Annotated in this window: 9 protein-coding genes; 5 read left to right on the top strand and 4 right to left on the bottom strand. The window is 71.4% G+C overall.

The genetic code is table 11. From position 1 onward, the window contains the following. Nucleotides 1–3: 3 nt before the first annotated feature. Nucleotides 4–1875: a hypothetical protein gene (locus MXD95_RS23550; RefSeq protein ID WP_250642888.1), complete on the bottom strand. Its 1872-nt coding sequence runs from the start codon at nucleotides 1873–1875 to the stop codon at nucleotides 4–6. Continuing rightward, nucleotides 1876–2802, bottom strand: a complete 927-nt coding sequence (locus MXD95_RS23555; RefSeq protein ID WP_250642889.1) for a serine/threonine-protein kinase — start codon at nucleotides 2800–2802, stop codon at nucleotides 1876–1878. It lies immediately after the preceding gene. Between the two features lie 445 nt (nucleotides 2803–3247). On the opposite strand from MXD95_RS23555, the gene MXD95_RS23560 reads away from it, so the two are divergent. Next, on the top strand, nucleotides 3248–3637 hold the full coding sequence (locus tag MXD95_RS23560; protein ID WP_250642890.1) for a PPOX class F420-dependent oxidoreductase: 390 nt from the start codon (nucleotides 3248–3250) through the stop codon (nucleotides 3635–3637). A 95-nt stretch (nucleotides 3638–3732) separates the two neighbouring features. Here the strand turns inward: MXD95_RS23560 and MXD95_RS23565 are convergent, their stop codons facing one another. Further along, on the bottom strand, nucleotides 3733–4455 hold the full coding sequence (locus MXD95_RS23565; protein WP_250642891.1) for a hypothetical protein: 723 nt from the start codon (nucleotides 4453–4455) through the stop codon (nucleotides 3733–3735). A gap of 203 nt (nucleotides 4456–4658) precedes the next feature. On the opposite strand from MXD95_RS23565, the gene MXD95_RS23570 reads away from it, so the two are divergent. The 3 genes from MXD95_RS23570 (at nucleotide 4659) to MXD95_RS23580 (ending at nucleotide 7931) form a co-directional block, all read left to right on the top strand. Next, nucleotides 4659–5702 (top strand): aldo/keto reductase, encoded by a 1044-nt coding sequence (locus tag MXD95_RS23570; RefSeq protein ID WP_250642892.1) that lies wholly within the window; start codon nucleotides 4659–4661, stop codon nucleotides 5700–5702. Nucleotides 5703–5977: 275 nt separating this feature from the next. Then, complete coding sequence (locus MXD95_RS23575) at nucleotides 5978–7084, top strand: efflux ABC transporter ATPase subunit, DrrA-related (RefSeq protein ID WP_250642893.1); 1107 nt, start codon at nucleotides 5978–5980, stop codon at nucleotides 7082–7084. Nucleotides 7085–7088: 4 nt separating this feature from the next. Further along, nucleotides 7089–7931 (top strand): ABC transporter permease, encoded by an 843-nt coding sequence (locus tag MXD95_RS23580; protein WP_250642894.1) that lies wholly within the window; start codon nucleotides 7089–7091, stop codon nucleotides 7929–7931. Nucleotides 7932–8011: 80 nt separating this feature from the next. Here the strand turns inward: MXD95_RS23580 and MXD95_RS23585 are convergent, their stop codons facing one another. Continuing rightward, a complete protein-coding gene (locus tag MXD95_RS23585) occupies nucleotides 8012–11437 on the bottom strand; it encodes an AfsR/SARP family transcriptional regulator (protein ID WP_250642895.1) in 3426 nt (1141 codons plus the stop codon). Nucleotides 11438–11568: 131 nt separating this feature from the next. Here MXD95_RS23585 and MXD95_RS23590 point away from each other — a divergent pair, with 131 nt between their 5' ends. Next, nucleotides 11569–12084 (top strand): mycothiol transferase, encoded by a 516-nt coding sequence (locus tag MXD95_RS23590; protein WP_250642896.1) that lies wholly within the window; start codon nucleotides 11569–11571, stop codon nucleotides 12082–12084.

Genomic DNA, 12084 nt, shown 5'->3' on the forward strand with positions numbered 1-12084 from the left:
TGGTCATGCGGTGAACTCGATCTCCGCGTCGGTCTGGTAACCGGTGGCCCGGTCGATCGCCTGCACCCGGATCACCGTCTCCCCGAAGATCGTCTTGACGTCGATGGCACGTTCCCGAGCGGTGTAGCGCCGGTTCCCGACCTCCGGCAGGTAGATGGTCACGTAACCGACCTCGCTCACCTGGCCGCCGTCGACATAACGGGGGCTCTCCGCGTCCGAGGCGAAGAACGACAGTTTCATCCTCGTCTGGTTTCCGTCCCGCGGAAAGACCCGGGAGGTGGTTTCCTTCCCCGCCGGGATGACCTCCCCGCGGCGCACCAGGACGCGGAAACGCCCCGTACACAGCGCTTTTCCCTCCGCGTTCAGATAAAGCCGCTCAGGCGGGTCGAGAGCGGGGTCGAACGCCTCCAGGAGACCGTAGCCGTAGGTCCGGCCGGCGGTGCGGGAACGGATCCGCGCCGGGTTGTTCCCGTACTGCACGGCGCCGAACAGGACGGCGTTCTCCGGCCGGGGTGGGACGAACAGCCGGGCCCGCCCCTCGACGACCGCCTCGAGCCGACGTTGCAGGTACCGCGAGTTGGCGAATCCACCGACGAGATACACAGCCGTCTGTGCCGCCGGCTCGCCGGGCGCGAGCGTGCGGGTCCGCTCGGCGATGCGGAGAAGCTGCTCGTCGACCAGGGCACAGATCGGGTCGACCGAGGCGTCGAGCAGGGCCCGGGTGCGGTCGGCGGACAGCAGGACGACGTCGTCCGCGCCGTTCTGGGCGGCGGCGAGCCGTTCGACGGCGGCGGCGGGAAGCTTCTTCCACACCCGGATGGGCAGCTCGATCCGCACGGGAGTGTGCTGCGCGGGGTCGAAAACGTTGCGGGCCTGCTCCCAGGCCCGGACGAGCTCACCGACGGCCTTCGGTTCCTCACTCACCAGCCGCAGCAGCGCCTCGCGGCCCAGCCGTTCGGCGAGCACGGCCAGCGTGAACTGCCGGGTGACCCGGTTCGCCCCGGACGTGTCCCCGGTGGCCACGCCGGTCTGGTCGAAGGTGCCGTCGGGACGCATCGTCAGCGGGACGAGGTCGGTGGTGCCACCGCCGCAGTCGACGATGACGAACTGGGAACCCGGCCGGTGCCGCGGTGATCCCCCGCCGGCGCCGGCGGGGGCGGGGGCGGGGGCATCCGTGGGCAGGCCGAATCCACCGGTGCGGGCCTCGCTGGCCATGCAGTACAGCGCGGCCACCTCCGGCTCGAACACGATCGACAGCCGGCGCGGATCGGCGGGAAATCCTGCCTCGACCGCGGCGCGGCGCATCACCTGCCGGTCGAAGTCACTCCAGATCGCGGGCACGCTCAGATACCAGGAGGTCGGCAGATCGCCGTAGCCGGCGCGCAGGATGTGCTGCCAGGCGACGGCATACAGCTCACGCAGGTAGGCCGCGATGAGATATTCGGTCGACCTTCCGGTGTCGTTACGGCCCGCCTCCGCCTGACTCGGCGAGCTGCCCGAACCGCCCGAACCGCCGCCGGCGCCCGGCCCCTTGTCGTGCCCCCTGACCACACCGACGCCGGAACCGCTGCCCGGTCCGCCACCGGAGGCCAGACGCATCTTGAAGTCGACGGCGTAGCCGCCGGCCCGACCGCCGCTTTCCGTGTAGCGGCTCTGCGCCTCGTAGCCCCAGGCAAGCGTCCTGCCCCGATCGTCGAGCAGAATAGCGCTGCGGTTCTTGGGATAGCGGAACTCCGCGCCCGCCCACTGGTCGTTGCAGTTGATGTCGTGGCTCGGGATGTAGGTGCCGTCGGGATTCATCAACGCCCAGGCGTAGCCGGAGCCGAAGGTGCCAAAATCAACAGCGGCGACGATCGACGGCGCTGGTCCGCTCACCTACAACCCCATTCTGCGAAGGATTTCCTGCTCGAGGGTGAACTGGTGTTCCGTCCGCGGCAGATCACCGCCGGGAGGCGCGGACGGCGCACCGGGTCCGATACTGCCCGCCGACTCGCCATTGAGCACCCGCACGAGGTCGGCCGCGGACGGACGCTGGGCCGGCGACTTGTGCAGCGCGCGGTGCACCACGGCCCGCAGGGGCAGTTCGAGTCCGCTGAGGTCCGGATCCGTCCCGAGCGTGCGGGTCCGGCGCTGCTCGAAGTTGCCGTCGCCGAAGGTCGGGCGGCCCGTTCCAGCGAAGGCGACCGTGGCCCCCCAGGCGAAGATGTCGACCTTCTCCGTCGAGGGCTTGCCATCGAGGATCTCCGGGGCGATGTACCCGAGAGTGCCGACGAAGGTCCAGCCCCGGTCCGGCGCACGGGAATCGTCCGTGACGCGGGCCACCCCGAAGTCGATAACGCGGGGGCCCATCGACGACAGGATGACGTTTTCCGGCTTGAGGTCGCGGTGGATCAGGCCGACCTGGTGCATCGCCTGCAGTGCGGTGGCCAGGACGAAGGCGAGCTGGTCGAGTTCGGAGCCGATGATCGGCCGGCCGCTGCGGATTCGGTCGCGCAGTGTCGGACCTTCGACATACTCCGTCACCAGGTAGGGCGACGGAGCGTCAACGTTGAAGTCGAGCACCTGCGCGGTGTGTTGACGGGCGATGCGCCGCGCGTTGGCCGCCTCCTCGCGAAAGCGCCGCAGATACTCGGGATCCCGCGCCAGATTCTCCTTGATCACCTTGATGGCCACCGGTCGGTCCGCCGGATCACGCCCGAGAAAGACCCGGCCCATGCCGCCCTGGCCGAGCACATCGACGACCTGATACGGCCCGATCTTCCGCGGATCGGACGGGTCCAGGCCGTAGCCACCGCCTGTCACCGCAGCGACGCCCCGGTGCTGGCCCACACGCCCCGCCCAGGCCGAGCCGGAGCGGCGAAGCCCTGACGGCGGGCCGCCGGCAGGCGCGGATGAGTGCGCATCCGATGGAACACGGGCCCCCCGATCCGCGTCCGATACACGGCAGAACAATGGATTTCCCGGGAACTATAGCATCCCGGCTCACCGGCCCGGAAATGGTGCGAGAGGAAGGCCGCGTGAGGAAGGCAGGGTGTACATCGGATCGCCGGCGACGAGGTGCGGCGGTCGCGTGGCCGGAGACCAACGAACGTCCGCGGGTGGGCCTGGTTGGGGGTGCGGTGTGCGAAGCGGGGTCCGGCAGCGCGCCAGGTTACTCAACGCGGATCGCTCCCGGGGCCGCGGGAAGCGGATCCCTCTCTTCCGCCGGCCCAGGAATACACCGGGCGCTGGCCGGTTGTGACGAACTGTGAGATTCGACGATGAATTGCGCCTGCTCCTGGACGGCAAGGTCTTCGTGACCGTGGCGACGCTGAACGCGGACGGGGGCCCGCAGTCCTCGATCGTCTGGGTGCAGCGCGACGGCGACCACGTGCTGTTCTCGACGACCAGCAGCCGGCTCAAGGCCCGCAATCTGGCAGCCGACCCTCGCGTGAGCCTGACCGTGCCCAACCCCACCAACCCGTATCGGTACTTCGAGATCCGGGGCACGGCCGAGCTGGGCAAAGACGAGGGCCAAGCGTTCCAACAGGCCATCAACCACAAGTACCTCGCACGGAAACCGCCGCCGGATCCGGGCGGGACCGAACGACTGATCGTGCGGGTCGTTCCCCACAGAGTCGTCAGCTTCGGGGCCTGATCGCCCACCCAGCCCACTCGGCCCGCCCAGCCCGCCACGTCCCGGCACCGAACCAGCCGGCGGCCGTCGCATCTGAGGAGCGTCAGCGGGAGCGGTCACGGCGGCGGCGACGCGGGAGGGAGCGGCGACGGTGGCGGGGCGGGAGAGGGGGGAGCGGGCGGCGCGGGCGGCGCAGGCGGAGGGACCGGCGACGGTGCGGGCAGGGTCGCCGCCAGTGTGGCCTCGATCTCCGGCAACCAGTAGGCCACCTCGTAGGTCTTCAGGGCGGCCCAGCGGGCCAGTTCGTGGCCGGTCCGGGTGGCGCTGACGAACGCCGCGAGGAACCCGACCAGGCAGCCGGCCGACAGCAGCCGCTCCCGGCCGGCCGCGAGTTCGACCACCGCGACGACCGCCGCCAGCAGAAACGCGAGGCCGGCGTTGCGCAGAGCGATGCCGCTGGCCCGCACCCGGCTTATCTCCACCGCGGAGTCGGGCACCCTGATCTCGATGGCGGCGAACAGAAGCGCCCGGTCCACCCGGACGAAGGTCATCGTCCGGGCCGGGGGGAAGCGCTCGAGGAATTCACGTCGAGCGCTCCATCGCCGGCCAAGCCAACGCGGCTCCCATCGCCCCAGAAAACGGCGGGGAGCATAGGTCAGGTTCCCAAGGATATAACTGGCGACGATGCCGCCGACTGTCACCAGTGTGGTGTTGTAGTCACCGACCTGCGCCAGATCTACCCAGGATAACTGGTCCAGGACGAACAAGATGAGCGCGAGGTAGAGCGAACCAGGGACGGAGTAGGCGAAGATATCGAAGACACTGAGGCTGAGATTCACGTTCTCCTCGTCCGGGCCGATGGCCGGAGATCAGACACCGCCGAGAGAAACACACGTGCACGGTACGCGCGATAACGCTACCGCCGGCACACGGTCCCGCGCGCCCAAGCCCGTCGGCTTGACCTAGAGCGCGCTCCAGTCGTTACGGTCGGCGGGGTGTCGTCACTGGCAAGGTCGACGACAGCACAGGAGGAGGCAGCTCCATGCGGTACCGCAAGCTAGCCCGGACCGGGGTCGAGGTCAGCACCCAGTGCCTGGGCGCGATGATGTTCGGCCCGTACGGCAACACCGACCAGGACGACTGCATCAGGATCATCCATCGCGCACTCGACGCCGGCATCAACTTCGTCGACACCGCCGACGTCTACTCGCAGGGTGTGAGTGAGCAGATCGTCGGCAGGGCCCTGCGGGGCCGCCGGGATGACGTCGTCCTGGCCACGAAGTTCTTCAACCCGATGGGGGACGACCGCAACCACCGCGGCGGCTCCCGGCGCTGGATCATCCGCGCCGTCGAGGACAGCCTGAGCCGCCTCGACACCGATCACATCGACCTGTACCAGATTCACCGGCACGACTGGGACGTCGACCTCGAGGAGACCCTGGGCGCTCTGACCGACCTGGTCCGGGCGGGCAAGGTGCGCTACCTCGGCTCGTCGACGTTCCCGGCGGAGTGGATCGTCGAGGCCCAGTGGGCGGCCCGGCGGCGGGGCTCCGAGCGGTTCGTCTGCGAGCAGCCGCAGTACTCGATCTTCGCCCGGAAGATCGAGGAGGCGGTGCTGCCGACGGCGCTGCGCCACGACCTGGGCGTCATCCCGTGGAGCCCGCTGGCCGGCGGCTGGCTGACCGGCAAGTACCGCCGTGGCCAGGACATCCCGACCGGCGCGCGGTACTCCAGGGGCGGCACGTTCTCCCGGCTCCGCAGCGACCTCCCCGACCTGGACAGCGACCCGAGCACGCCCGTCCGTTACGACGCGGTGGAGTCGCTGGTCACGATCGCCGAGCAGGCCGGGATCTCGCTGACCCACCTCGCGCTCGCGTTCGTCGACAGCCATCCGGCCGTCACGTCCGCGATCATCGGCCCGAAGACGATGACGCAGCTCGAGGACCTCCTCGGCGCCGCCGACGTCATCCTGGACGCGGCGACCCTGGACGCGATCGACAAGGTCGTCCCGCCGGGCACCGACATCAGCGGCATCGACCACTACGACCGCACTCCCGCGCTGGACGCCGCCCGCCGCCGTCGCTGATCCGCTCGCACGAGGGCGGCACGGCGATGACCGTGGCCGCCGGGCGCCGTCCGTCCCACTCGGCGCCCGGCGGCCAGCGGCCGGCGGCCAGGGCCGGCACTAACGGCCAGGGCGATCGTCCAGTGCGCTGCCAGCTTGGGCTACGGGGCCCGCCCGCCAGGCATGTCAGCGAGCTGTCAGCGGGCGTCGCCGCTGACAGCCGCTGACAGCCGCTGACAGCCGCGGGCGGACGCGGGATCGTCAAACTGTCAGTGGGGACCGGCATGCTGGCCGACATGACAGTTCGAGATGAACACGCGATCCCCGCGATCGTCGCGGAGGGCCTGGTCAAGCGCTACGGCGAGACCACGGCGCTGGACGGGGTCAACCTGGAAGTGCCCGCCGGCACCGTCTTCGGGCTGCTCGGTCCGAACGGCGCCGGCAAGACAACGGCGGTGCGGGTGCTGGCCACCCTCATCCGGCCGGACGCCGGCACCGCCCTCATCGGCGGGTACGACGTCCGCCGCGACAGCCATCGGGTGCGCCGGCTCATCGGGCTGACCGGCCAGTACGCGTCGGTCGACGAGATGCTCACCGGCGCGGAGAACCTTCTGATGATCGGCCGGCTGCTCGGCCAATCCCGCTCCGAGGCGAAGGCACGGGCCCGGGAGCTGCTCGCCGAGTTCCGCCTCGACGATGCCGCCGACCGGCCGGCGAAGACCTATTCGGGCGGCATGCGCCGTCGCCTCGACCTCGCCGCGAGCCTGGTCGGCCGGCCCCGGCTGCTGTTCCTCGACGAGCCGACCACCGGGCTGGACCCACGCAGCCGCAACGAGATGTGGGAGGTGGTGCGCACCCTCGTCGGCGAGCACGGCGTGACCGTGCTGCTGACCACCCAGTACCTGGAGGAGGCCGATCAGCTCGCCGACGACATCGCGGTCGTCGACCACGGTCGGATCATCGCCCAGGGCTCACCCGACGAGCTCAAGCGGGATACCGGCACGCAGACCCTCGCCGTGCGCCCGGTGGCCGGGTCCGACCTCCCGCTGGTCATCTCCACCGTCACCGACATCGTCGGGGCGAGCCCGGACATCGCCGGCACGCTGGTCAGCGCCCAGGTGACGGACCCCGCGGTGCTGCCCGCCGTGGTACGCCGGCTCGACGACGCCGGAGTCACCGTCGGCGAGATCACCCTGCGCAGCTCCAGCCTGGACGAGGTGTTCCTCTCCCTGACCGGCCACCCCGCCGAGGAGTCGGCCGCCGGCCCCCGCGCGCCCGGTGCCACCCCGTCCGGCAGCGGTGGCACCACCGTCTCGGCCTCGGCGGCAGCTGGCGGTCACGACGATGACGACCACGACGATGACGACCCGGCCGCGCGGATCCCCGCGGCGACGAGGAGCTGACGCCATGTCCACGCTGACCGCCACCCTGCCCGAGCAGTCTCGCCGCCGCGAGCCCTGGCCCGACCCGACCGGCTCAGCCCGGGTCAGCCCGCTGGATACGCTGCGTCACATCCTCACCTTGGCGTGGCGCAATCTGGTGCAGGTCAAGCACAACCCGACCGAGCTGATCGACTTCAGCCTTCAACCGCTGATGTTCCTGCTGCTGTTCACCTATGTGTTCGGCGGTGCGATCGCCGGGTCGACCAGCGACTACCTGACGTTCGCGCTGCCCGGTCTGATCGTCCAGAACACGTTGTTCACCACGCTGAACACCGGCACCGGCCTGAACACCGATCTCACCAAGGGAGTGTTCGACCGGCTCCGCTCGCTGCCCATCGCGCGCTCGGCGCCGCTGGCCGGGCGGATTGTCGCCGACCTGGCCAAACAGGTCTGGGCCATCGGGATCCTGCTCGGCCTCGGCTACATCCTCGGGTTCCGGATCGAGACCGGTCCGCTGCAGGCGCTGGCCGCGATCGGGCTGGTGGTGCTGTTCGCGCTGTGCGCGTCGTGGATCTCGGTGCTGGTCGGGATGCTGGTGTCCGAGCCGGAGAAGGTGATGGTCTTCGGATTCACGCTGATCTTCCCGCTCACGTTCATCAGTAACGTGTTCGTCCAGACGAACACGATGCCCGGCTGGCTGCAGGCGTTCGTCAAGGTCAACCCGGTGACCTCGCTCGCGGACGCGACCCGCGGCCTGTTCATCGGCGGCCCGGTGCTGACTCCGACCTGGCATGTGCTGCTGTGGGGCGCGGGCCTGGTCGCGGTGTTCGCGCCGCTGGCCGTCAACGCCTTCAAGCGGCGGGTCTGATCGGCAGCCACGGCCCGGCCGGCAAGCTCGGTCGCGCCGGCGTCCGAAGCCGGGCCGGCCGCAACGCCAGCGTGACAGCGTTACGCGGGCAGAGGTGGGGGCCAGGCGAGCGGGGGGAGTCGAGCGAGCTCGTCCGCCCGGGTCAGCTCCACCGCCTGGCCCCGGGCGTAGGCGGCGGCGAACGTGGCCTCGTCCACCGCCGACCGGGTCCGTCGCAGCACCCGGTCGTGGTCCTGGTCGCCGGACCTGCTGACCAGGACGGCGGCGCCGAGCAGCTCGGCGGCGTGCGGCGCCGCACCGTCGTGCAGCGCCAAGTCCGCGACGGCCACCAGCACCCGGGCGATCACCGGGCTGTCGCCGGACCGGACCGCCTCGCCGAGCGCTGCGGCCAGCAGCATCCGGGCGCTGTCCAACCGGCCCAGCGCGAGCTCCACGTGGGCGATCGCGCTGGCCACCCAGGCCCGAAGCTGCGGAGCGCCGGCCTGGGGCCACAGCTGGGCCGCCGTGGGCAGGAGCACCGCGAGGGCCCGGTCGAGATCTCCGTCGAACCGGGCGAGGCAGCTGTCGATCACCGCGACGCTGGCGTGCAGCTCGGGGTTCGCGGCGCGCTGGGCGCTGCGGCGGGCGTCCTCCAGCGCCGACTCGGCCAGGGCCCGGTCACCAAGGGCCAGCGCCGCGAAGACCAGGTTGGACTGGAACTGCCCGGTGTCATCGGTCGAGTCGAGGTCGGCCATCAGCTCCCCCGCTCGGCGGTACGCCGCCACCGCGGCCGCGTGTTCGCCGCACAGCACGGACACCTCCCCGAGCGCCCCGTAGGAGATCGCCATCCCCCAGCGGTCGCCGATCTCGGTGAAGGCCGCGAGCGCGGCCCGGGCGCTGCGCTCCGCCTCCACCATCCGATCGCCCACGTTGATCGTCAGGTAGGCGTACAGGACCCGGGCGACGGCGCTCGTCCACGGGTCTGGCAGGTCAAAGCAGTCCCGGAACGCCTGCAACGCACGGTCGGTCGCCGAACCACCCTCCAGCATGATCCCGAAACCGCGCAACAGCGAGATCATCGGCGGCGACCCCCGCGGGAGCACATCAGCCGCGGACATCCCGGCTGCCGCGGCATCGGTGTGTTCAGCCTCGGCGGGCACGCGCCGCATCAGTCGCAGCGCCCGGTCGACATCCTGAAATCCGTCCACCGCGTTGAGGGCGGCGATCGCGCCGGCCATCGTCCGCGCCACCGCTGGCGTCTCTCCCGGCACGTCGAGCGCCGCTTCGGCGAGTTGCGCGCCCTCCGCTTTCCCGCCACGCAGCCACCAGTACCAGCCGAGAGCCGCCGCCATCCGCACGGCAGTGTCCGCATCGCCGGCGGTGACCGCCGCGTGCAGGGCCGCATGCAGGTTGTCCTGCTCGGCGACGAGCCGCCGCAGCCAGTGGATCTGCTCGTGGCCGCGCAGGTGCGGCTCGGCGGTCTCGGCCAGGTCCAGGAAGTAGTCGGCGTGCGCGGTGCGCAGTCGCGCCCGCTCCCCGGCCTCGTCCAGGCGTTGCAGTCCGTACTCCCGAATGGTCTCCAGCTGCCGGTAGCGGCCGGTGCGGGCATCCGTGACCAGCAGCGACTTCTCGACCAGTGCCGTGAGCAGGTCCGGCACGTCGTCGGGGTCGAGCGGCCCCGCGAACAGCCCGGCGGCGCAGACCGCGCGAGCGCTGTCCGCGGTCACCCCGCCCGCGAAGATCGACAGGCGGCACCACAGCACGCGTTCGGGCTCATCGAGCAGATCCCAGCTCCAGGCGACGACGGCGGCCAGCGTGCGATGCCGGGGCAGGGCGGTACGGCTGCCCGAGCTCAGCAGGCGGAACCGGTCGTCAAGGCGCGCCGCGACCTGCTCGGGGGTCATCGCCCGCAGCCGCGCGGCGGCGAGCTCGATGGCAAGCGGCATGCCGTCCAACGCCCGGCAGATCCGCACGATCGCCGTGACCTGCCCGTCCCACTCGAAGCCTGGCTGGACGGCGGCAGCCCGGTCGGTGAACAGGCGCACCGCCGGGTAGCGGGCGATGCTCTCGGCGTCGGCGCTCCCGATGCTGGCCCGCGCGGCGAGCTCGGCCGGCGGCAACCCGAGTGGCTCGACCGGCCAGAGCGTCTCCCCGGTGATGGCCAACGGCTCGCGGCTGGTCGCGAGCACCCGCACCCCGGGGCAGGAGCCGAGTACCTCCTCCATGAGCGCCGCGGCCGGGTCCAGCAGATGCTCACAGTTGTCCAGAACGAGCAGCATCCGCCGACCGGCGAGCGCGGCGACCAGTCGCGCCACCGGGTCGGCCTCGGCGCCACCGCGGATCCGCACGGTGTTGACCACGACCTGCTCGCGCAGGTTCAGCGCCGCGAACACCGCCTGCGGGATGTCGCTTCCAGCCATGATCGGCGCGAGCTCGACCAGCCAGACGCCGTCCACGGCCCAGTCGTCGGCAAGCAGCCGGCGGCCCGTCTCGACGGCGAGCCGGGTCTTGCCGGCCCCGCCCGGACCCACGAGGGTCACAAGCCTGGCCCCACGCACCAGCCGCTGCACCTGCTCTGCGTCCCGGGAGCGGCCGACGAAGCTGGTCAGCGCCGTTCGCAGGTTCGTCCGGAGCGGGCCGTCGAGCTCACGCTGCTCCCTGGCACCCGTCCCGGCGCCACCGGCCGGGGGATCGGCTCCGGCCGGGCGACCGGCGCCTTCGGCCTGATCGAGGCGAGCATCCGCCGAGAGGTCCGCGGGCGGGCCTGGGCCGGCGAGCAGACCAGGGCCGGCGGGCAGCAGAACCGCACTGTGCAGGGCGCGCAGCTCGGCGGAGGGGTCGACGCCGAGCTCGTCGGCGAGACGGGCCCGCAGTCGTTCGTAGGCGTCGAGTGCGTCGCCGGGACGACCCGCGGCACACAGGGCGCGCATCAGCACGGCGGTCGCCGACTCGCGCAGGGGATATGTGGTGACCAGCTCGGCGAGCTCCGCCACCAGTTCCGCACCGCCACCAAGCAGCAGCGCCGCCTCGGCCCGACCCTCGATGGCAGTGTGCCGGCACTCCTCGAGCCGGGCCGCGGTGGTCAGGGCGAACGGGGCATCGGCGACGTCGGCGAGCGGCGCGCCGCGCCACAGATCCAGCGCCGCACGCAGCAGCTCGGCGGCGCGGGCGGGATCACCGGCGCGCAGCAGCCCCCGGCCGTCGACGATGAGCTGCTCGAATCGGACGGCGTCGATGGCCTCGGCGGGCAGCGCCAGCCGATAGCCGGCGGAGCGGAACTCCAGCGGCAACCCCGGTACCGCCCGACGCAGCCGGGAGACCAGGGCCTGCAGGGCGCCGAGCGCCGCGGCGGGCGGACTGTCACCCCAGAGCCCGGCGATCAGCCAGCGGGTCGTCAGAGTTCGTCCTGGTTGCAGGGCCAGCAGGATCAGCAGGGTGCGCAGCCGGGAACCACCGACATCGACCGTCGTGGCGGCGGCGCCGGATCCGGTCCGGACCTCCAGCGGGCCCAGCACACCGATCTGCACGCCCTGATTCTGCCTGCCAGGCATCGAAGCGGTCGACGCGATTGCCGCAGGCCCTCGCCGCCCAGGACGGCGCCTAAGATCGGCAGTGGTGCCGCCGGTGTCGTAACGATCGCAGGAGGGGAGCCCGCGTGATGAATGGTTCCGATCTGCTGGCCGACGCGTTCGGCCGGATCCGCGACGAGGTGCGCGATGCCGTCACCGGGCTGAGCGGTCCGCAGCTGGGCATCCGCCTCGACGGCGCGGCCAACTCGATCGCCTGGCTGGTCTGGCACCTGACCCGGGTGCAGGACGACCACGTCGCCGAGGTCGCTGGCGTCGAGCAGGTATGGACGGCGCACGGCTTCGCCGGGCGGTTCGCCCTGCCGCTGGACACCGCCTCCATCGGGTACGGGCACACCTCCGCGCAGGTCGACGTGGTCCAGGTCGACGATCCGGAGCTGCTCGTCGCCTACCACGAGGCCGTCCACGACCAGACCGTCCGCTACCTGTCCGGGCTGTCCGAGGCAGACTTCGAGCGGGTCGTCGACAAGCGGTGGGAGCCGCCGGTCACCCTCGGCGTCCGACTGATCAGTGTGATCGCGGACGATCTGCAACACGTCGGCCAGGCTGCCCTGCTACGCGGCATCCTCGAGCGGCGGAAAGCCTGA

The sequence above is a fragment of the Frankia sp. AiPa1 genome (genome assembly GCF_023243075.1).
Classification (GTDB): domain Bacteria; phylum Actinomycetota; class Actinomycetes; order Frankiales; family Frankiaceae; genus Frankia.